Below are 22,576 nucleotides of genomic sequence, written 5' to 3' on the forward strand. Positions count from 1 at the left end.
AGCGATGGCGGTCTTTTTATCGATCGCAGATGTTGATTTAAGAATAGCAAGCCGCGTGCCAGTCGGTTTTTTATTGGCTATTTATGTTTAAAAACAGAAGGATAAAATTCACCGAACAATATTCCGAGCCAACGAAAAATAAGCAGAATATAAGCAAACGGTTGCCCTTAAATAGCAACCGTTTGCTATATTGGATTAATGATTAGCCTGCACCATTATTGGGCAAGAATATAAATCGGAGGATGGGTTTTATGACTTCAATAACACTTCATAACGGGGATTGAATTCATCAAACAGCGGCAGAGCCGCCGCCCCCAATGCGGCGGTATCCGCACCGGTGGTGCCCAGCCGCACCCGTAGGCCGTCGAGGTATTTGCTGCGCACCGAGCGATGCAGCGGCACCAACCGTTTGATCAGTTGCGCCACGAGGCTTTCCGGCATCAGGCCGCCGATAATCACGGCTTCAGCGTCAAACATGCATTCGACGATGTTGATCGCCTGACGTAACGCAGGCACCGCCGAATCCAGCCAGGTGTCAATCTGCGACTGCGGTAATGCCAGCAAGTCTTGTGGTCTGGCGCTCATCGGATCCAGCCCGCAGCTCTCGTAGGCCGCCTGCAGAGAGACATAACGCTCCAGGCAGCCCTGGTTACCGCAGTAGCAGGCGCGCCCGCCCGGTTGCACAATCATGTGGCCGACTTCACCAGCATTGTGCGCATGGCCGGTATAAATTCGGCCATCGGTGAAAATCCCCGCGCCAAGCCCGGTACCGAGATACAAATAAATAAACGAATTCAGCTGTCTGGCTACGCCGTGCAAACGCTCGCCGATGGCGGCGACGGTGGCATCGTTCTCCAGCGTCACCGGCAGGCCGCTTTGTGCGTTAAGTTCAGCCACCACATCGATATTTTCCCAACCGTTGAGCGTGGTCGGCCCCACCGACGAAATCCCTTCCACGCCAAACGGCCCCGGCATTACTACGCCGATCCCCAGCATTTTCCCCCAGGCCAGATCCGGCTGCTGGCGCATTTCTTGCAGTACATCACAAATCAGTTTCAAGGTCGCAGCAGGTTGCGGCTTTTGCACCATAATCAGCCGGTGGAAACGTACGCTGCCTGACAGATCAACCACGATCATCAGCAGGGACTGGTGATCCAGATGGATGCCGATGGAGTAAGCACTGTCTGGGTTAAGGGTCAACGGCGTGGCCGGCTGACCTCGCCCGCCGGCACGACGCGGCAGGTGCGAGGAGAGAATGCCGGCCTGTTCCAGCTCGGTTGCGATGTTTGAAACGGTTTGCGGCGTCAGTGAGGTCAGCCGGGCAATTTCGGCACGGGTCAGTTCTCCGTGCAGACGGATAGCCTCTATCACTACGCGCCGGTTGTGTGCGCGAGCATGTTCAAGGTTAGTGCCGGAAGTCGTCATAACTGCCTATGCAGAAAGGGAAATCGTCTTTGCAGTATGGTGCCCTCCAATAAAGCAATCAAATTGATTTAAAAATCTTTTTAACACCGGAGAACGCACAATGAAAAGCCATACCCTTGCCGCTACGGCAGTCTGTACTTTGTCTGCCCTGGCGCTCAGTCTCTCATCCGCCTATGCCGCCCCCACGCAAATTAGCGCGTTGTTTATGACCCAGGCGGCCTACAGTGAAAACGATATCCGCGCCATGACCGCGGACTTCAGCAAACAACACCCGGATATCACCGTTAATCTGGAGTTTGTCCCTTACGAGGCGCTGCACGATAAAATCGTCGCGGCGCGCGGTGCCGGCAGCAATGGTTACGACGTGGTGCTGTTCGACGCCATCTGGCCGGCGGAATTCACCAAGTTCGGCCTGCTGCAAGACGTCACCGCGCGCATCAGCGCCGACGACAGCGCCAAAATCTTTGCCGGCGCCATGACCACCGTCACCTACAAAGACAAGCGCTGGGGCATGCCGTGGATCCTCGACACCAAATACCTGTATTACAACAAGGCCATGCTGGCCAAGGCCGGGATTGCCGCCCCGCCGAAAAACTGGCAGGAGCTGGAACAGCAGGCGGAAATTCTGAAGCAGAAAAACGTGGTCAAGTACCCGCTGGTGTGGAGCTGGTCACAGGCCGAAGCGCTGGTTTGCGACTACACCACGCTGGTGTCGGCCTTCAAGGGCCAGTTCATCCAGCAGGGCAAAATCACCTTCTCCAGCCCGGGTTCGCTGCAGGCCGCCAGCTACATGAAAGCGTCACTGGATAAGGGGCTCACCAACCCGAATTCTCGCGAGTATCTTGAGGAGGACGTGCGCAAGGCCTTCTCCAACGGGGATGCAGCCTTCGCACTGAACTGGACCTATATGTACAACATGGCCAACGATCCGAAGCAAAGCAAGGTGGCCGGCGACGTCGGTATCGTGCCGGCACCGGGCTCCGAGGCCGGTCAGGTTTCTGCGGTGAATGGCTCCATGGGTCTCGGCATTGCCAAGGCCAGCGCCCACCCCGATCAGGCCTGGCAGTACATCAGTTACATGACCTCGCAGCCGGTGCAGGACAAGTACGCCAAGCTTAGTCTGCCGATCTGGAAATCCTCCTATGAGGATCCCGCGGTGCAGAAAGGTCAGGAACCGCTGATCGCCGCCGCCAAACAGTCGTTGAACGTGATGCTTTCGCGCCCCGAAACCGCGGATTACTCACGGCTGTCCAACGGATTGCAGCAGGACCTGCAGCAAATCCTGCAGGGTAAAGTCACGCCGCAGGCCGGGCTGGATGCCGCGACCCAAAGCGCGGCACGGTTGCGTTAAGCGATGACGATGCTCACTCTGCCCCAACGTGAGCGTCGTCAGGCATGGGTGCTGCTGGCACCCATGCTGCTGATGATGCTGCTGCTCACCGCCTGGCCGCTGGGTCGTACCCTGTGGCTGAGTTTTACCGATGCGGCGCTGGTCGGCGACGGCGTAGCGCCGGCCTGGGTCGGTGCGGATAACTTTCTTTATGCCCTGACCGACCCGGATTTTCAGGCGGCTCTGGGGCGTACGCTGTATTTCACCCTGGTTTCGGTGGCGTTTGAAGGGGTGATTGGCGTGCTGGTGGCGCTGTTGCTCAATCAAAAATTCCACGGTCGCAATCTGCTGCGGGTGTTGGTGATTTTGCCCTGGGCGCTACCGACCATCGTCAATGCCACGATGTGGCGACTGAATTTCAACCCGGATTACGGCAGCATCAACGCGCTGCTGACTCAGCTCGGCGTGATCGACCACTATCGCAGTTGGCTGGGAGAACCGGCTTCGGCACTCAACGCGGTAATGTTGGCGGACATTTGGAAAAACTATCCGCTGATCACCCTGCTGACGCTGGCGGCATTGCAAACCATCCCGGACGATTTGTACGAGGCGGCTCGACTGGACGGCGCCTCTGCCTGGCAACGATTCCGCGCCATTACCCTGCCCGCCATTCTGGCGCCGCTGGCCGTGGCGTTGGTGCTGCGTACCATCGACGCGTTCAAAGTGTTCGACATCATTTACGTGATGACGCGCGGCGGGCCAATGGACAGCACCAAAACCCTGAGTTTCTTTGTCTATCAGGAATCGTTCAGCTATCTGCGCGCCGGCAGCGGTGCCGCCTACGCCGTGCTGATGACCTTGCTGTGCGGCGTGCTGATTGCGCTGTACATGCTGATGCTGTTCCGCCAGCGCAGAAGGAGCCTCGCCGATGAAGCCTAAACTCCGCCTGCTCTTGCGCTACGGCGCCGCGCTGCTGCTGGCAGTGTCGATCCTCGCACCGATGCTATGGCTGTTTCTGATGAGCGTCAGCTCTTCGGCCGATCTGACCCGCGTGCCGCTGGAATGGCTGCCGCGTCACTGGGATTTTTCGCGTTACGTCAGCCTGCTGTCGTTGCAACCCGGCCAACCCGGTGCGTTGTTTCTGCATGCGTTGTTCAACAGCCTGCTGGTTGCCTGCGGCGCGACGCTGATTTCGTTATTGCTGGCCATTCCTGCGGCGTTCAGCTTTTCCCGCTACCCCGGCCGCGACGGCTGGCTGTTTGCCAGCCTGGCGATCTACATGGTGCCGCCGGTGGCTTTCGTGCTGCCGCTGTACTTTATCCTGCAACAGTTGGCGCTGTTGAACACCCATATCGGTCTGGTGCTGGTCTACTGCTCGCTGATCCTGCCGTTTCTCACCTGGATGCTGAAAAACCAGTTTGATGCCCTGCCGATCGACATCGAGCAGGCCGCCCGGCTGGACGGGTTACGCCAGTGGCAAGTGCTGTTGCGCATTACCCTGCCGCTGGCCAAACCGGCATTGGGTGCCTCGGCGCTGTTCGGCTGGTTGCTGGCCTGGGACGAATTTTTCTACGCGCTGCTGTTTACCAGCAATATTCAGGCGCAGACCTTGCCGGTGACTATAGCCGGTTTCACCGCCGGGCGGGCCACCGATGACGGGCTGATCGCCGCCGTCGGCATTCTGGCTGCCATTCCACCGCTGTTCATTGCCCTCTGGCTGCAAAAAACCCTGGTTAGCGGCTTAACCAGCGGCGGCAGCAAGGGCTAATTTATTCAGGGAGAAAATAGACATGATGAAGACCAACACCAAACCCACGCTGTACGTGGTGGGCAATATCAACGTCGATGTGATCATGAGCACCTTGCAGCAATGGCCGCAGAAAGGAACTGAAGCGATGCTCGATCATAGTGAGCTGCGCCCCGGCGGCTCAGCAGGCAACTGCGCACTGGCGCTGGCAGCGCTGGAAACCCCTTACCGGCTGGTGGCCAATCAGGGCAATGACTATTTCAGCCCCTGGCTGGCGCAGCTGTTTCCGGACAGTTCGCCGTATTGGCCGATCTACAGCTGCGAAACTTCGCTGACTTTCGGCGTCACCCACCCCGACAATGAACGCACGTTTTTTAGCAATCAGGGGCATATTACCCGCCTCAGCCAGGACGATGTGCTGCATCAGATCCCGGTGTTGGCCGGCAGCGGCGACACCGTTTTGTTGTGCGGCACCTTCCTGTGCACCACCTTGTTGGCGGACTACCCGGCGTTGCTGAAGACCCTGCGCCAGCGCGGCTATCGCATTGCGGTTGATACCGGTTGGCCCCCACAGGGCTGGAGCGAATCGTTACGCACGCAAATCGCCGACTGGTTGCCATTCTGTGATGTTTTGCTGCTCAATGAAGTGGAAACCTGTGGCATGGCGGGCAGTGAGGATCTGTACACCGCCGCTCGTACCCTGAATCGTCAACAGCCTGCCGACGCCGCCTGCGTGGTGAAATGTGGTCCGGACGGTGCGCGCATGTGGTGCGGCGAACGCTTATTGCAGGCGGCGGCACATCCGATCAAGGTGGTCGACACCATTGGTGCCGGCGACAGTTTCAATGCCGGTTTCCTGACCGCCTGCCTGCATGGCCACTCGTCAGCAGTGGCGCTGCGCTGGGGTATTCGTGCTGCCAGCCACGCTATCAGCAGCTCGCCGCGCCAATACCTGGACTGGAATACCCTGAAAACCTGCGCCGGAGAAATGGTCTGATGGCAAGTGTAGAACTGGTTAAAGTGGCCAAATACTACGGCAAACAACGGGTATTGAACCCCCTGGATCTGGTGATCCCCGACGGCAGTTTTACCGTGCTGGTCGGCCCGTCAGGCTGCGGCAAGTCCACGCTGCTGCGCCTGTTGGCCGGGCTGGACAGCCTGACGGAAGGCACGATCCTGCTGGATAAAAAGAAGATCAACGATCTGGATCCTGCCGACCGCGACATCGCCATGGTGTTCCAGAGCTATGCGCTCTATCCGCACCTGACGGTGGCGGAAAACATGGCTTTTCACATGCAGGTGATGAAGGTAGCCAAGGCCGAGCAGCAGGCCAAGGTTCAGCAAGCAGCGCGCATTTTGGCGATCGATCATCTTTTGCAGCGCTATCCAAAAGAACTCTCCGGCGGCCAACGGCAGCGGGTAGCGATGGGCCGCGCCATGGTGCGTAATCCCAAGGTATTTTTATTCGACGAACCGCTGTCCAATCTCGATGCCCAACTGCGTATGGAGCTGCGTGCCGAGATCAAGGCCCTGCATCAGCAGTTCAAAACCACCACGGTGTATGTCACCCACGATCAGATTGAAGCCATGACGCTGGCGGACCAAATCGTGGTGATGAAAGACGGCAATATCGTGCAGCAAGGCAAACCGTTGGAGATCTACGACGCTCCCGCCGATACCTTTGTGGCGCGCTTTATCGGCTCACCGCCAATGAACCTGTTGGACGGCGTCGTCACGCCGCGCGACGACTGGCCTGGCGTCGCCTGTGGCGAACTCTGGCTGCCATTGCCCGCGAAATGGCGGCATGTTGTGGCAGGCAGCAAGGTGATCCTCGGGCTGCGTCCCCATGACTTCCACCTGGTCGACACCAGCGAGCAACCTGCCGCCCAACTGCGACTGATGGAGATCACCGGCGATGTCAGCCTGCTGCATATCAACTGGGGCGGTTATCGCCTGCACGTACAGTTCAACGGACGAATTAACGCACAAAGCGACCAGCCGCTGTGGTTAGCGCCCAACCGTGACGCGATCCACCTGTTCGATGCCGCGACGGGACTGCGCTTGAGTGAAAGTTGAAAGTTCGCGTGGCCAGGGATGGCGTCAAACTTGAAACGATAACCATTCTCAATTATCATCCGCGCATCTTTTTTGACCGGCAGCGCGGAACCCATGTCAGCCACAGCCCCTACTTCCTCAGATGCGCTTACACGCCTCTACGCAACCCATCACGGTTGGCTGCGGGGCTGGCTGCAACGTCGACTCGGTTGCGCTTTTGACGCCGACGACCTGGCACAGGACACCTTCATGCGGGTCCTGAAAAACGACTCCGCCGCCGCTATTCGCGAACCCAAAGATTTTTTGGTTACCCTCGCCAAGCGGGTGATGGTCGATTTCTTCCGCCGCAAAACGCTGGAGCGCGCTTATCTGGATATGCTGGCGCTGATGCCGGAGGCGCAGGCGCCCTCACCCGAACAGCGCCACAGCCTGCTTGAAAGTCTGCAACACATCGACAGCATGCTCGACGGGCTGGGGCCGAAGATCAAACAGGCCTTTTTGCTGTCGCAGCTCGAAGGACTGGGCTATGCCGAGATTGCACAACGCCTCGGCGTTTCGGTCAGTTCAGTAAAAAAATACATGGCCAAAGCCGCCGAGCACTGCCTGCTGTTCAGCCTGGAAACAGAATACCCGTAATGAGCCACACCCTCACCCCCGAGCAGCGCCAGGCGCTGAAAATGGCCGCCCAATGGTTTGCCCTGTTATGCGACGAAAACGTCACCGAGCACCAACGGCAACAGTGGCAGGCCTGGCACCAACAAAACGAAGATCACCGCTGGGCCTGGCAACGCGTTGAAGCACTGCAAAGTCAGTTGCAGGGCGTACCTGGAAAATTCAGCTATCGCACGCTCGACCAGGCCGGCCGCCAGTCCACGCTGGATCGCCGCACCCTGCTGAAAAGTCTGTTGCTGGGCGTCGGTGGCAGTTGGTTGGGCTTTCAGTCCCCGTTGGGCCGCGAGCTGCGCGCCGACTACCGCACCGCTACCGGTGAAATTAAACCCATCGTCCTCAGCGACGGCAGCCAGTTGGTACTCAATACCGCCAGCGCTGTCGATGTTCGCTACAGCGCTGAAAAACGGCTGATCCTGCTGCACAGCGGAGAAATCAGTTTGATTACCGGCCGCGACGACCGGCCGTTTTGGGTCGAAAGCCGGCAAGGTGCCATGCGCGCACTCGGCACCCATTTCCTGGTGCGAGAAAACGACGATCAAACGCAACTGACGGTGCTTGAACACGCCGTAGAAGCCCAACTGGCAGATTTCCCACAGGAAAAACGACGGATTAACGCCGGGGAACAAATCAGCTTCAGCGCTGTGGCATTCGGCCAACAACAGGCAGCCGGCAACGGCGAAAGCTGGACCCGCGGCGTGCTGAGTGTCAGTCAATGGCGGCTGGATCAGGTGCTTGCCGAACTGGCGCGTTACCGTCACGGCCGTTTGGATTGCGATCCGGCCATTGCCGGCCTACGCGTGAGCGGCAGTTTCCCACTGAAGGAGCCCGATCGCGCACTCCTGCTGCTCAGCCAAACGCTGCCGATCCGGCTGCAAAGCTTTACCCGTTATTGGTTAAAAGTGGTCCCCGCCTGATTTATTTAAATGAAAATGATAAAAAATCGCATTCTTGATTGTCCCTTTTTCGTTTTCATCCGACTCCAGTTAAAACACTGCAGCAAAAAATAGAATAATCAGGAGAAGGTATGAACAATTTTTGGGGAAAACCGCTTCAACCACTGGCGGTCGCCGTGGGTCTGGCATTCGCTTCACCCTTGCTGGCAGCGCAGACAGCACCGGTTGCCGCCACCGCTTATCAGATCCCCGCAGGCGATCTGGATGGCGCGTTAAATGCCTTTGCCGCCCATGCCGGCATTGCGCTGTCCGTTGACGGAAGTTTGACCGCCGGCAAGCGTTCACCAGGGTTGAAAGGCAACTACGACGTTAATCAGGGGCTGAACGCACTGCTGGCAGGCAGCGGCTTGCAGGCCAAGGCGTTGGGGGCTAATGGCTTTACGCTGGTCAAACAGCCGACGGTGCAGCAAGAACAAGACATCACCGTGGTCGGTGACTGGCTGGCTGAAGGCCGTCAGATTGACGTATTCGAACACGCCGGCGCGCGTGACGTGGTGCGCCGAGAAGAGTTTGCCAAAACCGGCGCCACCACCTTGCGAGAAGCGCTGAATCGCGTGCCGGGCGTGGTTGCTCCGGAAAATAACGGCACCGGCAGCCACGATATGGCACTCAATTTCGGCATTCGTGGTTTAAACCCACGCCTGGCCAGCCGTTCGACCGTGCTGATGGATGGCATTCCGGTGCCCTTTGCCCCTTATGGCCAGCCGCAGCTGTCGCTGGCGCCGGTATCCCTCGGCAATATGGATGCGGTAGACGTGGTCCGCGGCGGCGGTGCCGTACGTTACGGGCCGCAAAGCGTCGGTGGCGTAGTGAACTTTGTCACCAAGGCCATCCCGAAAACCTTCGGCATGGAAGCCGGCATGCAGGGCCAACTTAGCCCGACCTCCCGTCAGGATCACCCCAAAGGCACCGGCAACCTGATGATCGGTGGTACCGCCGACAACGGCTTTGGCAGCGCGTTGCTTTATTCCGGCACCCGCGGCAGCGACTGGCGCGAACACAGTTCGACCAAAATCGACGACGTGATGTTGAAAAGCCGCTATGCGCCAAACGAGGTGCACACCTTTAATAGCTTATTGCAATATTACGAAGGCCAGGCCGATATGCCGGGTGGATTAAGCCGGGCGGATTACAACGCCAATCCATTCCAGTCTACGCGTCCTTATGACAAATTCTGGGGCCGTCGCCAGTTGGCCAACTTCGGCTATCAATATCAGCCGGATCAGCAACACAAATTCGACGTGCAGAGTTTCTATACCTATACCCTGCGCAGCGGCTATCTCGATCAGGGCAAGAACCTGACGCTTTCGCCGCGCGAATATTGGGTACGCGGCGTGGAGCCACGCTACAGCCAAAGCTTCCGTTGGGGCCAGTCGGCGCATGAAGTCGGCGTAGGTTATCGCTACGTCAGTGAATCGACCCATGAGCTACGCTACTACAGCAAGGCCAGCAGCGGCGTATTACCTTCAACCAGCAGCCCTTACGATCGCGATACTCAGTCCGGCACTGACGCCCACGCCTTTTACATTGATGACCGCATAGATATCGGCGATTGGACCATCACGCCGGGCATGCGCTATGAGCATATCTCTTCCTATCAGAATAATTACATCAAGAATAATCGCCTCGACGTCAGCTACAACGCCCCGCTGCCGGCGCTGAATGTCATGTATCATCTGAACGAATATTGGAACCTGTACGCCAATACCGAAGGCTCGTTCGGCACGGTGCAATACAGCCAGATGGGTAAAGCGGTCGACAGCGGCAATATCGAACCGGAAAAAGCGCGAACCTGGGAACTGGGCACCCGCTATGAAGGCGATGCGCTGCAAGGTGAGATTGGCCTGTTCCTGATCAACTTCAATAATCAGTATGATTCGAACCAGGTCACCGACAGCGTCACCGCACGTGGCAAAACTCGACACGCCGGGCTGGAGGGCAACCTGCGTTACGATCTGTCGCAGTTGACTCCCAAACTGGACGACGTGACGGTTTACGCCAGCTATGCCTATGTCAACGCCACCATCCGTGAGGAAGGCGCCTACAAAGGCAACCAGGTGCCGTTCTCACCGAAGCATAAAGGTACGCTGGGGCTGGATTACACGCCGGGCAGTTGGACGTTCAACCTCAACAGTGAATTCCAGTCCAGCCAGTTCGCCGACAATGCCAACACCGTGGCGGAAAGTGCCGACGGCAGTACCGGCCGCATTCCTGGCTATATGCTGTGGGGCCTGCGCGCCGCCTATGATTTTGGACCGGAAATGGCCGGACTGAATCTGGGCGTCGGGGTTAAAAACCTGTTTAACCATGAATATTTCACCCGCGCTTACGACGACAACAACAAGGGGCTATACATCGGTCAGCCACGAACCCTGTATTTGCAAGGTTCGGTGAAGTTCTGATTTCCCTGTGCGGGCGCAAGCGCTGCGCCCGCTAATTATCACCCGCTCAACCTCTTTTTAACCTCGGCGCAATGCGCTATCCTCAAAAACTCTTCCGGCGTTAACATTTTTGAAACGGGGTTTCTGCCATGTCCGCATCCTGTCCGCGCTTCGCCCGGCGTGCTTTGCCATGAGTTTCTTTTCACGCGCCAGTGCGCTGCCACTGCTGGTGGCGGGTGCCTTTTTTATGGAAAACCTCGACGGGACAGTGATCGTCACCGCCATGCCGCAGATGGCGGCGGCTTTCGGCGTGCGACCGGTGGACATGAACATCGGTATTTCGGCCTATATTCTGACGCTGACGGTATTTATTCCTGCCAGCGGCTGGATTGCCAACCGCTTTGGCGCGCGCAATATCTTCGCGGCGGCAGTGCTGATTTTTACCCTGGCATCGGTGCTCTGTGCCGCCAGCGTTAACCTGCCGACGTTTACTGCTGCCCGAATTCTGCAGGGCTTCGGCGGAGCGTTGATGGTGCCGGTCGGGCGCCTGGTGGTGCTGCGCAATACCGCCAAATCCGATTTGATCAAAGCCATCGCCACCATTACCTGGCCGGGCCTGGTGGCCCCGATCCTCGGCCCGCCGGTCGGGGGATTTATTACCACTTACGCCTCGTGGCACTGGATTTTTATTCTGAACGTGCCGCTGGGCATCGCCGCACTGTGGCTGGCCTGGCGACTGATCCCTCAGGAAGCGCCGCAGAAAGGCGTTCCCTTTGACGCACTCGGCTTCGTGCTGACCGGCATTGCCTGTTTCGGCCTGATGTTCGGTTTGGATCTGATCAACCATCCGCAATTGTCCTGGCTGGTACCCGCGTTGTGCATTTTTGGCAGCCTGGCACTGGGTGCGCTGGCGGTTCGCCATGCCAAGCGAACGGCACATCCTTTAATCAACCTGTGGGCGATGCGGATAAAAAGTTACGCCGTCACGATTTGGGGCGGTACGCTGTTCCGTATCGCCATCGGCGCCGTGCCCTTCTTGCTGCCGCTATTGTTCCAGATTGGGTTTGGCCTTAACGCCTTCGATGCCGGGCTGTTGGTGCTGGCGGTGTTCGCCGGCAACCTGGTGATGAAGCCCTTTACCTCGGCGGTGCTGTACCGTTTTCGCTTCCGTACTACGCTGGTGGTGAACGGTTTGCTCAATGCCGCTACCATTTTCGCCTGCGCGTTGTTGACGCCGCAGACGCCGACCTGGCTGATTTTGGGGCTACTGTTCGTCAGTGGACTGACGCGCTCCATGCAGTTCACTGCGCTCAACACGTTAGCATTTTCCGAAGTGCCGCAGCCGCAAATGAACGGCGCCAATACGTTGTTTAATGTATCGCAGCAAATGGGCAGCGGGCTGGGTATCGCCATCGGCGCGTTGGCACTGCGCCTGGCGGAAATGCTGATGCCGCAGTCCACAGCGCGCATTCCATTGGTCGATTTCCAACTGGCGTTTGTGGTCATCGGCGTTATCGCGCTGCTGGCGGTGATTGACAGCTTTACCCTGGATCCGAACGCCGGCAGTGAGGTACGCCAGCGAAAACCGGCGGCCGAACCTTTGCCGCTCTCGCCTCAGCGATTGCAGAAATAAGTCGCATCTGTCGCCAATCAACGTAATATCGATGATCCGCCCCGTTTCACCGGTGCGGATTTTTTGCCGTTTTGGCCTGAAAAGCGAGGTAATAATAATGATCCACAGTGACCTTTCTCAGTGCCGCGTGAACACCGACCGGTTGTTGATTGCCCCTTTTACCGCAGCAGATGCCGACGATGTTTACCAGGCGATTACCCCTACACTGACGCGCTTTATGAATTTTGAGCCTGAAGAGTCGCCGGAGGCCTTCGCCAACGTTTGGCAAACCTGGCTGCCGCTGATCCGTGAAGGTGAGGAGCTGATTTTCGTCGCTCGCCTGCGCGACAGCAAAGAGTTTGTCGGCATGGGCGGCCTGCATGACTTGCACAACACCACCCCGGAGCTGGGTATCTGGGTAAAAGAGAGCCTGCACGGTAACGGCTACGGCCGCGAAATCGTTCATGCCATGGCGGTGTGGGCCAGCGAGCGCTACCGGCCGCGTCACTTTATCTATCCGGTGGCAGAACAAAACACCCCCAGCCGACGCATCGCCGAATCTCTGGGCGGCGTAGTGGCAGGCCGACGCGAAAATACCAAGTATGACTGCGTGGTGTACCACGTACCGCCTCAGCTGTAGCTGCATTGCAGAACGGGCACTTTCAGCCCGGCTTGCATAACCCTCTGACCAAAAAACCGCCCGTCTGGCAGCAGCGATGGCGGTTTTTTTATGTCGACGCCGATAACCACTGCCACTTAAACCGGGATTATGCTAATGCTATTAGCATGTGGTTAAAAACAGTTGAGGAACAGTAGCATGATCATTTTTGTCACGGGCGCCACCTCAGGGTTTGGTGAGTCCATCACACGACGTTTTATCCGCGAAGGCCATCAGGTGATCGCCTCCGGCCGCCGTATTGAACGTCTGGAAGAGTTGAAAGACGAATTGGGCGAGGCGCTGCATATCGTCCGTCTGGACGTACGTAATCGCGCGGCAATTCAGCAGGTGATTGATGAGCTGCCTGCGGCACTGCGCCAGATTGACGTGCTGGTGAACAACGCCGGTCTGGCGTTAGGTTTGGAGCCTGCACACAAGGCCAACGCCGATGATTGGGAAACCATGATCGACACCAATGCCAAAGGCCTGGTGAACATGACCCGCGCCCTGCTGCCGGCAATGGTTGAACGCAACGTCGGCCATGTGATCAATATCGGCTCCGTTGCTGCCAACTGGCCCTATGCCGGCGGCAACGTCTACGGCGCGACCAAGGCCTTCGTCAAGCAATTCAGCCTCGGCCTGCGCGCCGACCTGCACGGCACCCGCATCCGCGTAACCGACATTGAGCCAGGCCTGGTGGGCGGCACGGAATTCTCTAACGTGCGCTTCAAAGGCGATGACGGCAAGGTGGATAAGGTCTACGACGGCGCCAATGCGTTGACGCCGGAAGATATTGCCGAGTCGGTGTTCTGGGTGGCGACTCTGCCGCCCCACGTTAACATCAACTCGCTGGAGATCATGCCGGTCAGCCAATCCTTTGCCGGATTGAATATCCACCGCGAAGCGTGATTTTATGCGGCAGGGCCAGCCCCTGCCGCCGCTTGTCAGGCCGCTCGCCAGCCCGAAACAATAATCAGCATCCCCGCCAACGCCACCCCGGCGCCCAGCCAGTCCAACGCCGACAGTTTCACCCCATCAACCACCCGCAGCCACAACAGTGCCGTCGCAACGTAGACTCCGCCATACGCCGCATATACGCGCCCGCTGGCTGCAGGATGCAGCGTCAATAACCAAACAAACAGCATTAGGCTGGCCGCCGCCGGCAGCAGCAGCCAGGCGCTGGCGCCCTTTTTCAACCACAGATAAGGTAAGAAACAGCCGACGATCTCAGCCAGCGCAGTGGCGAAAAATAACAGGGTGGTCTTTAACATGGGGAAAGCTTTCTCTCTGTAAAGTAAACGATGCGGCGCTTAATTGGTGCACTCCAAGAGCAGGATGGTATATTTATCAGCACGCCCGAGGGCGCGTTAAAGCCAGTGCTGCCGCTATCAGGCAACACTAACTCATAAGGATGAAACGATGAAAACACTTTCTACTCAACGACTGCTGCGCGGGATGCTGCCGGTCGCCATGCTGATGCTGATGGGTGCCTGGCAGGCACCGGCACTGGCCGCCAGTTGCACTCAGGGCAGCACCTGCGTGACCGTCGACGGCAGTAACAGCGGCGCCATGAGTACCGAAGCGGCTCGTCAGAGCAAAGAACAGTTCAACGACACCAAATCCCTGCGCCATAAGGTCAACACCCGCGTGGAGAAAGAGTTCGACAAGGTAGACAAGGCGATTGATAACGAAGACCGCTGCAACGACAGCCTGAACGTTAATGCATATTGGGAACCCAATACTCGCAAGTGTCTGGATCGTCAGACCGGTCGTCAGATTAATCCTTAATCTTGCGGCAGCACGCGGCGGCCGTTACTCTCCGCCGCCGTTGCTGCTATTCTGACTAAGGAAGCCCATTCTCAAAAAGGACGAATTGATGAAAAAAGCGCTTATCTTGGGTGCAGTGCTGATGGCCGCAGCCCCCCTGGCCGCCCTGGCCTCGTGCGAGAGCGTGAAGGCGGACATTTCGCAGAAAATTATCAACAACGGCGTGCCGGAATCCGGCTTCAAGCTGGATATCGTGCCTAACGATCAGGCCCAACAGGCCGGCGGGCTGGTGGTTGGCCACTGCGAGAACGACACCCAAAAGATTGTATATACTCGCCTGAGCAACGGCGACGACAGCGGTGATGCGGCCCAGACCGGCACCAGTCAAGATACCAAAACCGCACAGTAATTCTGATCTAGGGCGCTATCAGCGCCCTTTCCTTTAGGCTTGTTCCGCCTCTTCTCCCTCACCCTGCGGCCGATGCCGGGCGGGGATCAACATCGCAGCCGCCAATGCCAACAGTGAGATGATGGCGGAGACCAAAAATACCCAATGCAGTGAGGCGGCAACCTGCTGCGTCATCTCTGCCAGCATTTCCGACCCCATTGCGCCACGCGTAGCCGGCTCCATCAACTGTTGGACCGGATCGGTCGTTTGCGGCAGACGCACCTGAAGGTTAATGTTCAGCGTGGCCCCCAAGATCGCGGTACCGATCGCCGAGCCCATCATACGGGTAAACACCGTGCAGGCAGTGGCGATGCCACGGATGCTGTGGTGCGCGGCGTTCTGCACCGAAACCAAAAACGTGGTGTTGCACAGCCCCATACCGGCGCCGATCATAAAGGCGGCCACTCTGCCCCACAGCAAACCGCCGCTCGGTTGCATCAGCAATAAGATCAGCCCACCGGCCACCAGCAACAGCGCGCCCAGCAGCGCCGTCGTACGGTAGGACGTCATCAGCATCAGCCGTCCGCTGAAGGTGCTGGCCAGCGGCCAACCAATCGACATCAGCGCCAGCGTGGTACCGGCTTCCAGCGGTGGCCCGCCCATCACGCCCTGAATAAAGGTCGGCAGGAAAGCGCTGATCCCCATCATCGCCGCACCAATCACCAGACCGCCAATATTGCCGGCCACAATCACCCGGCTTTGCCACAGCGCCAGCGGGAACAATGGCTCCGGTGCACGGCGCTCCTGTCGAACCAACAACATCAGCGCAACGGCCGCCAAGCCCAACAGGGGCAGCACCCACCACCCAAGGTTTTCGGCCTGCAGCAGCGACAACAACAGCGCCGAAACAAACAGCGTCAGCCAAGCCGTGCCCGCCAGATCCAACGCATGCTTACGTAGCTGTTGGTGAGAAGGCAAATAGCGGCCAAGGAAAAACATCGCCAACAGGCCAATGGGTAAATTAACCCAGAACACCAACGCCCAAGGCAGATGCTGGACGATAAACGCGCCCAGCAGCGGGCCAACGATCGCCGAAACACCCCAGACGCTGGACAGATAACCCATTACCTTCGGCCGTTCGGTGGCGCTGTAAACATCCCCGATGATGGTGGTGGCTATCGGCATAATAGCCCCGGCCCCCAGGCCCTGCAGCAGCCGAAAACCGATCAGCCAGTACATATTGGGTGAGAAACCGCACAGTACCGAGCCCAGCAAAAACAGCGTGGCGCCAAAGAAAAATACCCGCTTGCGCCCGAGGAAGTCCGCCAGCCGGCCATAAATCGGAATGGTAATGGCCTGCGCCAATAAATACACTGCAAACACCCAGCCCAGCAGAGAAAACCCGCCCAGATCGCCGATAATTGTGGGCATCGCCGTGGCGACAATCGTCGCCTCAATGGCTGACATAAACATCGCCAACATGCAGGCAATCAGGATCAACGGACGATGAGGGAGTGGCGCTGGGGCTTCGTTATTGGTCATAGCGTGATTACAAACCTTGGATTCTCATTTTCATCCCATTATATCAGCCCGACGAGTCGCTGCCGTTACCGCTGTCTAGTTAGCTGTTTTCGCTGGCGAAAAACGCACCATTTGAACTTCAAGTGACATTGTCACAAAAATCAGGGTAAATCCCTGCCATCCCGCTAAACCATGAACCCTCCGCCAATTCTGCAAAGATTCACTGGCCTTCGGCTGACACGCCAAGCACAATACTCCGCTGAACCTTTCATTTTTCTCCTGATTTTACTGACGCATGAAACGATGGGTCCACCTGCACCACTATCGCGCCCTGCTGCGCCGCCTGTTTATTGCCATCTTTCTTGGTATCGCCGCCGCGTTGGTGGTTTGGCTGTTTCACCGTGCGATGCTGGGCCTGGAATGGCTGTTGCTCGACCATGAGAGCGGCAGCCTTGTCGCTGCCGCCTCCGCGTTGCCGGCCTGGCGAAGGGCGCTGACCCCGGCGTTAGGCGGCCTGGCGGCGGGCACGCTGCTGTGGGTTTACCAGCGCTATCAACATCAACGACAGATAGCGCCAACCGATTATATGGAAGCGATCGAAACCGGCGACGGGCGGCTGGACGTCAGTGCCAGCCTGGTGAAATGCCTGGCTTCGCTGCTGGTGGTCTCCAGCGGCAGCGCCATCGGTCGCGAAGGTGCGATGATCCTGTTGGCCGCGCTGGTAGGTTCAGTGTTTGCTCAACGCTTCACCCACGAGAAAGAATGGAAACTGTGGGTCGCCTGCGCCGCGGCTGCCGGGATGGCCAGCGCTTACCACGCCCCGTTGGCAGGCAGCCTGTTTATTGCGGAAATCCTGTTTGGCACGCTGATGCTGGCCTCGCTGGGCCCGGTGGTGATTGCCGCCGTTTGCGCACTGCTGATGACCAACTTGCTTAACGGTGGCCAGGCGCCGCTGTACCTGGTTGAGCCTCTGCCCGCCCCCTGGCCGGTGCAATATCTGCTGATGGCGCTACTGGGCGTATTGGCCGGCATTTGCGGCCCGCTATTTTTATGGGCGATGCAGGCCACCGGCCATGCTTTCCGTTCGCTGCGCCTGAAGCCCCCTTTGCAATTGGCGCTCGGCGGGTTGATCGTGGGGTTGCTTTCGCTGCTGTTTCCTGAGGTGTGGGGCAATGGCTACAGCGTGGTGCAGTCACTGCTCAGTGCGCCGCCCGGCGTATTGCTGGTTGGTGCCATTCTGATTTGTAAACTGTTGGCGGTGCTCGCCAGCAGCGGTTCCGGAGCGCCCGGCGGCGTATTCACGCCAACGTTGTTTGTCGGGGCCGCCCTGGGTTCGGTGGTTGGGCAACTGTGCGCTACCTGGCCGGAACTGGGCAGCGCGGTGCCGCTGCTGATGGCGCTGACCGGTATGGCCACGCTGCTGGCCGCAACCACCCACGCGCCGATCATGGCTGCGTTGATGGTGTTCGAAATGACCGGTGAATACACCCTGCTGCCGGGCATTTTGCTGGCCTGCGTGATCGCCACTACCGTTTCACGGGGTTTGCGCTCGGTGTCGGTCTATCACAACGCCTAGCGGTTCAGCAGCGGTGAGATATCCAGGTAATGCGCCAATTCACGCTGCTCAGCCCGCGGCAGATAAGGAATTTCACCCAGCAACGGCGCAGGAATGCGCTGCTGCAACGCGTCGATGGTTTCGGCATAGTGCGCCAGCCCCGGGTTAATGCGGTTAGCCACCCAGCCCAGCAAAGGTAAGCCGTCATTAATGATCGACTGAGCCGTTAACAACGCATGGCTGACACAGCCCAATTTAATCCCCACCACTAAAACTACCGGCAGCTGCTCCTGCACCACCCATTCGGCATAAGGCCGCATGTCGTTCATCAGCACGCGCCAGCCGCCACTGCCCTCGACCACCACGGTATCGGCCTTGGCGGATAGATGCTGCAGTCCGCTGCTCATCACACCATAGTTGATATCGTCGGTAGGTTGCGCGTGAAACACTTCTTCCAGACAGGTGATGGGATTAATTTCCTGATATGACAGCGGCAGAGTTGAAGAGGCCTGCAGAACCAAAGCGTCTTTATTGCGAAGGCCTTCACTGGTTTCCTGACAGCGTGTAGCAACCGGCTTGTAGCCAGCCACTGAGCGGCCCTGTGCGGCAAAGGCCTGCAACAAAGCGCGAGAAACCACGGTTTTACCGACATCGGTATCCGTTCCTGTTACAAATAAACGCGTTAACATGACTTAATTGCCCCGAGATACACCGTTAACCAAAATATCGCCGGGTTTACGGCGAAAGAGTAGAACGGGGAAAAGTCTAGAGGATGCCGACAGGCACGAGCTTGAGGTAGCGCAACATTTTGGCGTTAAACGATAAGTATTACTGATTGGTGTTAGCCTTGCAGCAACTGAACCAATAGTGAACCGTTGTATAACGCTTCTTTCACCAAAGCCGCACCAGGCATGGTGCCTTTGTTGAAGAACTGGGTGGACTCCACCTTAATATGCTCGCTGTAAGCCGGCAGAGATTGCTGACGAATGCAGGAGGCAATGGCCGGGTGCAGAATTTCCGCCGCGCGGTTTAGCGGGGAGCCGACCAGGATTTTTTCCGGATTGAACAGGTTGACCATGATAGCCAGGATACGGCCTACGCTGTGGCCCACGCCAAGGATGATATCTTTGGCCAGTTGGTCGCCTGCCAGCGCTGCATCACACAGCGATTCGACCGTCAGCGGCATGCCGTGCAGGCTGGAACTCATCGAGGTCCCGAGCCGCGTGCGGGCGATTTCCAACATATTCTCGATACTGGCTACGGTTTCCAGGCAGCCGTGGTTGCCGCAGTAACAGCGTTTGCCGTAAGGGTCGACCTGGGTATGACCAATCTCTACCACGCTGCGGCTACCGGCATGCAGCACCCGACCACCGGTGATGACGCCGGCGCCGACGTTATGATCGATCACCACCTGAATGACGTTTTGACTGCCGCGTGAAGCGCCGTATAAGGCTTCGGCCATGGTCCAGGCGCTGATGTCGTGCTGCAGATACACCGGCAGACCGGTGCGCGTTTCCAACGCCGGCCCCAAGGGCATATCTTCCACGTCGTAAAACGGCATGCGATGCACCACGCCGGAAATCGCATCCACCATCCCCGGTAAGGTAATGGCAATGGCCGTCAACCGCTCCAGTTTGCTTTGATGGCGGATAAAGAACTGATCGACTTCGGTCAGAATGCGTTTCAGCAGCGGATCGGGGTGTTCGGCGGCCAGGGGGAGGATTTCCTCAACTACCAGCTTGCTGCTGATATCACGCAGCGCCAGCGTGATGGTGCCACGGCTGATGCGGGCGGAAAGGTAATGCCAGGCTTCGGTGTCCAGCACCAGGCCCACCGCCGGGCGGCCGCGGCTGCCCACTTCCTGATATTCGGTTTCTTTAACCAGATGGGCTTCCAACAGCTCCCGCACGATTTTGGTGATGCTGGCGGGCGCCAGCTGTGCTCGCTTTGACAGTTCGATGCGCGAAATTGGGCCCAGTTGATCGATTAACCGATAAACTGCCCCTGCATTTGTTTGCTTGATTTGATCAATATGCCCAGGCTGCCCAACAGCAATCACAAACCTGCTCCTACTATTTTTCGCGCTTCTAAATAAAGACTATCGGCTATGGTGGGGCTTTTGGAATACAGCGTCAACTATTTGATTCGTTATGTGATTTGCTGCACAAATTCACCCTGCTTTCGCTACGGATTGTGTTTTATTTACCCAGTTGGTCCGTCAGGCCAACAGTAACGCCATCAAGGATTTTGCCGCCGCCGTCAACGGCCGTTGACGATGGTGCACCAGCCAAACTTCAGTCATCGCCTCCGGCTCCGCCAGCGGCAAATATTGTACTCCATCGATTTTAACCCGGGCGAAAGACGCCGGAAGTATAGAGATACCCAGGCCAGAAGACACCAGGCCAATAATGGTCATCGCCTCGCCAACTTCCTGAGTGATATAGGGCGTGATCCCCGCCTTGGCCAGCAGCGACAAAATTTCGTCATGCAACGCGGTTCCCACCTCACGCGAGAAAAACACAAAGGGTTCTTCCGCCAAATGTTGGAAACGCAAGGTACCGGAAGCCACCTGGGTTAGCGGATGCCCTTCCGGCACCACCGCCACCAGGGGCTCGCACAGCAGAAGTTGATGTTTCAACACGTCCGGTAAGCGCGTGTTACGCATCACGCCCAGATCGAGCTCGCCATTGAGCAAGGGTTCGATCTGCTGCTTGGTGTTCACTTCTCGCATCTTGATGTGCACCTGCGGGTGTTGCTGACGGAAAGCCCGCAGACTGCGCGACACTACGCTGATAAAGGGTGCCGAAGAGGTGAAACCAATGGTCAGTTCGCCAAGTTCGCCGCGTTCCAATCGCGCTGCCTTTTCCGCCGCACGACTGACCTGATCGAGCACCTGATAGGCTTCTTTCAGGAACATCTCCCCCGCCTGAGTCAGGCTGACATTGCGGTTATTCCGCGCCAAAAGGCGAGCGCCAACCATTTCCTCCAGCGCCTGGATTTGTTGGCTGAGCGGCGGTTGTGAAATACGCAGCCGCTCCGCTGCACGGCCAAAATGCAACTCTTCCGCCACGGCGATAAAATAACGCAGATGCCTCAACTCAATATTCATACTTTAAACGTCTTAATTTTAATTATTAATATATTAGACAAAAAACTGACCTCTCCCTATCATTTTGTTAACTCATCAAGTGCTGTGTAAGGAAAGACTGTGACAACCCCTGTGCGTTCTGCGGCCGGTATGCCGTCGACGCTGGCCGCTAACGACGACGCGGCTGCTGCGCCAAAAACCCAACGTTCCACCCTTAACAAACTTCCCTACATCGAGCGCGGTACGCCGCAGTTTATGCGCGTGACCCTGGCGCTGTTTTCCGCCGGACTGGCTACCTTCGCCTTGCTGTATTGCGTGCAACCGATTCTGCCGGTTTTGTCGCAAGACTTTGGCATATCCCCGGCGGAAAGCAGCCTGTCGCTGTCGGTGTCTACCGGATTGCTGGCCCTGGGCCTGATGTTTACCGGCCCGCTGTCTGATGCCATCGGCCGTAAACCGGTGATGGTTGTGGCGCTGCTGCTGGCGGCAATTTGTACCCTGATTTGCGCCTTTATGACCAGTTGGCAAGGCATTCTGCTAATGCGTGCGCTGATCGGGCTTTCCCTGAGCGGAGTCGCCGCCGTTGGCATGACCTATTTGAGCGAAGAGATCCACCCCAGTTTTGTCGCTTTTTCCATGGGGCTGTATATCAGCGGGAACTCCATCGGCGGCATGAGCGGCCGATTGGTGACCGGGGTGCTGACCGACTTCTTCTCCTGGCGTGTGTCACTGGCGGTGATCGGGCTATTCGCTCTGGCCGCCGCCTGCATGTTCTGGCGTATTTTGCCCGCTTCAAAACATTTTCGCGCCAGTTCGTTGCGCCCACGTACCCTGCTGATCAACTTCCGTCTGCACTGGCACGATAAAGGCCTGCCGCTGCTGTTTGCCGAAGGTTTTCTGCTGATGGGCAGCTTTGTCACCATGTTCAACTATATTGGTTACCGCCTGCTGGCTGATCCTTACCACCTGAGCCAGGCGATTGTCGGCCTGTTGTCGGTGGTCTATCTGACCGGTTCATACAGTTCGCCGAAGGCCGGTGCCATGACGTCCCGCTTCGGCCGCGGGCCAGTGTTATTGGCTTCGACCCTGATTATGCTGATCGGGATACTGATTACTGCCCTGGCCCCGGTCGCGGTGATTTTTATCGGCATGATGCTGTTCACCGCCGGTTTCTTTGCCGCCCATTCGGTTGCCAGCAGTTGGATCGGACGTCGCGCCCGCCGCGCCAAAGGACAAGCATCCTCGCTGTATTTATTCTGCTATTACGTTGGCTCCAGCGTCGCCGGGACCCTCGGCGGTGTTTTCTGGCACAGCTTCGGTTGGAATGGCGTCGTGGCATTTATCAGCGTGATGTTGCTACTCGCCCTGCTAGTCGTGCATTACCTGAAAAAACTGCCGGAAGCAGCTCGCGTTTAACCCTCCCC

Annotated in this window: 21 protein-coding genes; 15 read left to right on the top strand and 6 right to left on the bottom strand. The window is 57.8% G+C overall.

Annotated features, from left to right (window positions below; genetic code table 11):
- Nucleotides 1-249: 249 nt before the first annotated feature.
- The gene (locus ACMGG1_RS12355) at nt 250-1,425 is read right to left on the bottom strand and encodes an ROK family transcriptional regulator (RefSeq protein WP_020826775.1); all 1,176 of its coding nucleotides are present in this window, start codon (nt 1,423-1,425) and stop codon (nt 250-252) included.
- Between the two features lie 100 nt (nt 1,426-1,525).
- Between ACMGG1_RS12355 and ACMGG1_RS12360 the strand changes: the two genes are divergently transcribed.
- The 11 genes from ACMGG1_RS12360 to ydfG all read left to right on the top strand — a co-directional run bounded on the left by ACMGG1_RS12360 (nt 1,526) and on the right by ydfG (nt 13,742).
- Nucleotides 1,526-2,776, top strand: coding sequence for an extracellular solute-binding protein (locus tag ACMGG1_RS12360; protein WP_414160700.1), 1,251 nt, complete (start codon nt 1,526-1,528; stop codon nt 2,774-2,776).
- A gap of 9 nt (nt 2,777-2,785) precedes the next feature.
- Entirely contained in the window at nt 2,786-3,694 is a 909-nt protein-coding gene (locus ACMGG1_RS12365; RefSeq protein ID WP_262244211.1) for a carbohydrate ABC transporter permease, read from the top strand.
- Complete coding sequence (locus ACMGG1_RS12370; protein ID WP_046373635.1) at nt 3,684-4,523, top strand: carbohydrate ABC transporter permease; 840 nt, start codon at nt 3,684-3,686, stop codon at nt 4,521-4,523. The genes ACMGG1_RS12365 and ACMGG1_RS12370 overlap by 11 nt, the downstream gene beginning before the upstream one ends.
- A gap of 22 nt (nt 4,524-4,545) precedes the next feature.
- Entirely contained in the window at nt 4,546-5,499 is a 954-nt protein-coding gene (locus tag ACMGG1_RS12375; protein ID WP_082144825.1) for a carbohydrate kinase family protein, read from the top strand.
- The gene (locus ACMGG1_RS12380; RefSeq protein ID WP_414160701.1) at nt 5,499-6,578 is read left to right on the top strand and encodes an ABC transporter ATP-binding protein; all 1,080 of its coding nucleotides are present in this window, start codon (nt 5,499-5,501) and stop codon (nt 6,576-6,578) included. Before ACMGG1_RS12375 ends, ACMGG1_RS12380 begins: the two co-directional genes overlap by 1 nt.
- A gap of 93 nt (nt 6,579-6,671) precedes the next feature.
- On the top strand, nt 6,672-7,193 hold the full coding sequence (fecI, locus tag ACMGG1_RS12385) for a ferric citrate uptake sigma factor FecI (RefSeq protein ID WP_128864953.1): 522 nt from the start codon (nt 6,672-6,674) through the stop codon (nt 7,191-7,193).
- Entirely contained in the window at nt 7,193-8,143 is a 951-nt protein-coding gene (gene fecR / locus ACMGG1_RS12390) for a ferric citrate uptake sigma factor regulator FecR (protein ID WP_414160702.1), read from the top strand. Before fecI ends, fecR begins: the two co-directional genes overlap by 1 nt.
- A gap of 110 nt (nt 8,144-8,253) precedes the next feature.
- Entirely contained in the window at nt 8,254-10,584 is a 2,331-nt protein-coding gene (gene fecA, locus ACMGG1_RS12395) for a TonB-dependent Fe(3+) dicitrate receptor FecA (protein ID WP_128864955.1), read from the top strand.
- 169 nt (nt 10,585-10,753) lie between these two features.
- Complete coding sequence (locus ACMGG1_RS12400; RefSeq protein WP_262244214.1) at nt 10,754-12,196, top strand: MFS transporter; 1,443 nt, start codon at nt 10,754-10,756, stop codon at nt 12,194-12,196.
- A gap of 97 nt (nt 12,197-12,293) precedes the next feature.
- Nucleotides 12,294-12,815, top strand: coding sequence for a GNAT family N-acetyltransferase (locus ACMGG1_RS12405; RefSeq protein ID WP_041414537.1), 522 nt, complete (start codon nt 12,294-12,296; stop codon nt 12,813-12,815).
- A gap of 177 nt (nt 12,816-12,992) precedes the next feature.
- Nucleotides 12,993-13,742, top strand: a complete 750-nt coding sequence (gene ydfG / locus ACMGG1_RS12410) for a bifunctional NADP-dependent 3-hydroxy acid dehydrogenase/3-hydroxypropionate dehydrogenase YdfG (RefSeq protein ID WP_115058896.1) — start codon at nt 12,993-12,995, stop codon at nt 13,740-13,742.
- A gap of 35 nt (nt 13,743-13,777) precedes the next feature.
- Here the strand turns inward: ydfG and ACMGG1_RS12415 are convergent, their stop codons facing one another.
- Nucleotides 13,778-14,104: a YnfA family protein gene (locus ACMGG1_RS12415; protein WP_020826763.1), complete on the bottom strand. Its 327-nt coding sequence runs from the start codon at nt 14,102-14,104 to the stop codon at nt 13,778-13,780.
- A gap of 148 nt (nt 14,105-14,252) precedes the next feature.
- Between ACMGG1_RS12415 and ACMGG1_RS12420 the strand changes: the two genes are divergently transcribed.
- Both ACMGG1_RS12420 and ACMGG1_RS12425 read left to right on the top strand, forming a co-directional pair.
- Nucleotides 14,253-14,621, top strand: coding sequence for a DUF1283 family protein (locus ACMGG1_RS12420; RefSeq protein ID WP_020826762.1), 369 nt, complete (start codon nt 14,253-14,255; stop codon nt 14,619-14,621).
- An 88-nt stretch (nt 14,622-14,709) separates the two neighbouring features.
- The gene (locus ACMGG1_RS12425) at nt 14,710-15,009 is read left to right on the top strand and encodes a DUF1161 domain-containing protein (RefSeq protein ID WP_020826761.1); all 300 of its coding nucleotides are present in this window, start codon (nt 14,710-14,712) and stop codon (nt 15,007-15,009) included.
- 33 nt (nt 15,010-15,042) lie between these two features.
- On the opposite strand, the gene ACMGG1_RS12430 is transcribed toward ACMGG1_RS12425, so the two are convergent.
- Nucleotides 15,043-16,530, bottom strand: coding sequence for an MDR family MFS transporter (locus ACMGG1_RS12430; RefSeq protein ID WP_414160703.1), 1,488 nt, complete (start codon nt 16,528-16,530; stop codon nt 15,043-15,045).
- Between the two features lie 274 nt (nt 16,531-16,804).
- On the opposite strand from ACMGG1_RS12430, the gene clcB reads away from it, so the two are divergent.
- A complete protein-coding gene (clcB, locus tag ACMGG1_RS12435) occupies nt 16,805-18,085 on the top strand; it encodes a voltage-gated ClC-type chloride channel ClcB (protein WP_046373643.1) in 1,281 nt (426 codons plus the stop codon).
- On the opposite strand, the gene bioD is transcribed toward clcB, so the two are convergent.
- The 3 genes from bioD to ACMGG1_RS12450 form a co-directional block, all read right to left on the bottom strand.
- Nucleotides 18,082-18,753 carry a dethiobiotin synthase gene (gene bioD / locus ACMGG1_RS12440; RefSeq protein ID WP_414160704.1) on the bottom strand — a complete coding sequence of 224 codons (672 nt, stop codon included), beginning with the start codon at nt 18,751-18,753 and terminating at the stop codon, nt 18,082-18,084. The genes clcB and bioD overlap by 4 nt on opposite strands.
- Nucleotides 18,754-18,905: 152 nt before the next feature.
- Nucleotides 18,906-20,123: an ROK family transcriptional regulator gene (locus ACMGG1_RS12445; RefSeq protein ID WP_020826757.1), complete on the bottom strand. Its 1,218-nt coding sequence runs from the start codon at nt 20,121-20,123 to the stop codon at nt 18,906-18,908.
- 159 nt (nt 20,124-20,282) lie between these two features.
- Nucleotides 20,283-21,173 carry a LysR family transcriptional regulator gene (locus ACMGG1_RS12450; RefSeq protein WP_122079214.1) on the bottom strand — a complete coding sequence of 297 codons (891 nt, stop codon included), beginning with the start codon at nt 21,171-21,173 and terminating at the stop codon, nt 20,283-20,285.
- A gap of 129 nt (nt 21,174-21,302) precedes the next feature.
- Between ACMGG1_RS12450 and ACMGG1_RS12455 the strand changes: the two genes are divergently transcribed.
- Nucleotides 21,303-22,568: an MFS transporter gene (locus ACMGG1_RS12455; protein WP_170868547.1), complete on the top strand. Its 1,266-nt coding sequence runs from the start codon at nt 21,303-21,305 to the stop codon at nt 22,566-22,568.
- Nucleotides 22,569-22,576 lie beyond the last annotated feature (8 nt).

This window comes from Serratia sp. BNK-12 (assembly GCF_047456085.1).
GTDB lineage: Bacteria > Pseudomonadota > Gammaproteobacteria > Enterobacterales > Enterobacteriaceae > Serratia > Serratia liquefaciens.

Bases quoted from the DNA above. Each gene is read 5' to 3' on its own strand.
- ACMGG1_RS12355 (WP_020826775.1), bottom strand. From the start codon at position 1,425: ATGACGACTTCCGGCACTAACCTTGAACATGCTCGCGCACACAACCGG.
- ACMGG1_RS12360 (WP_414160700.1), top strand. From the start codon at position 1,526: ATGAAAAGCCATACCCTTGCCGCTACGGCAGTCTGTACTTTGTCTGCC.
- ACMGG1_RS12365 (WP_262244211.1), top strand. From the start codon at position 2,786: ATGCTCACTCTGCCCCAACGTGAGCGTCGTCAGGCATGGGTGCTGCTG.
- ACMGG1_RS12370 (WP_046373635.1), top strand. From the start codon at position 3,684: ATGAAGCCTAAACTCCGCCTGCTCTTGCGCTACGGCGCCGCGCTGCTG.
- ACMGG1_RS12375 (WP_082144825.1), top strand. From the start codon at position 4,546: ATGATGAAGACCAACACCAAACCCACGCTGTACGTGGTGGGCAATATC.
- ACMGG1_RS12380 (WP_414160701.1), top strand. From the start codon at position 5,499: ATGGCAAGTGTAGAACTGGTTAAAGTGGCCAAATACTACGGCAAACAA.
- fecI (WP_128864953.1), top strand. From the start codon at position 6,672: ATGTCAGCCACAGCCCCTACTTCCTCAGATGCGCTTACACGCCTCTAC.
- fecR (WP_414160702.1), top strand. From the start codon at position 7,193: ATGAGCCACACCCTCACCCCCGAGCAGCGCCAGGCGCTGAAAATGGCC.
- fecA (WP_128864955.1), top strand. From the start codon at position 8,254: ATGAACAATTTTTGGGGAAAACCGCTTCAACCACTGGCGGTCGCCGTG.
- ACMGG1_RS12400 (WP_262244214.1), top strand. From the start codon at position 10,754: ATGAGTTTCTTTTCACGCGCCAGTGCGCTGCCACTGCTGGTGGCGGGT.
- ACMGG1_RS12405 (WP_041414537.1), top strand. From the start codon at position 12,294: ATGATCCACAGTGACCTTTCTCAGTGCCGCGTGAACACCGACCGGTTG.
- ydfG (WP_115058896.1), top strand. From the start codon at position 12,993: ATGATCATTTTTGTCACGGGCGCCACCTCAGGGTTTGGTGAGTCCATC.
- ACMGG1_RS12415 (WP_020826763.1), bottom strand. From the start codon at position 14,104: ATGTTAAAGACCACCCTGTTATTTTTCGCCACTGCGCTGGCTGAGATC.
- ACMGG1_RS12420 (WP_020826762.1), top strand. From the start codon at position 14,253: ATGAAAACACTTTCTACTCAACGACTGCTGCGCGGGATGCTGCCGGTC.
- ACMGG1_RS12425 (WP_020826761.1), top strand. From the start codon at position 14,710: ATGAAAAAAGCGCTTATCTTGGGTGCAGTGCTGATGGCCGCAGCCCCC.
- ACMGG1_RS12430 (WP_414160703.1), bottom strand. From the start codon at position 16,530: ATGACCAATAACGAAGCCCCAGCGCCACTCCCTCATCGTCCGTTGATC.
- clcB (WP_046373643.1), top strand. From the start codon at position 16,805: ATGAAACGATGGGTCCACCTGCACCACTATCGCGCCCTGCTGCGCCGC.
- bioD (WP_414160704.1), bottom strand. From the start codon at position 18,753: ATGTTAACGCGTTTATTTGTAACAGGAACGGATACCGATGTCGGTAAA.
- ACMGG1_RS12450 (WP_122079214.1), bottom strand. From the start codon at position 21,173: ATGAATATTGAGTTGAGGCATCTGCGTTATTTTATCGCCGTGGCGGAA.
- ACMGG1_RS12455 (WP_170868547.1), top strand. From the start codon at position 21,303: ATGCCGTCGACGCTGGCCGCTAACGACGACGCGGCTGCTGCGCCAAAA.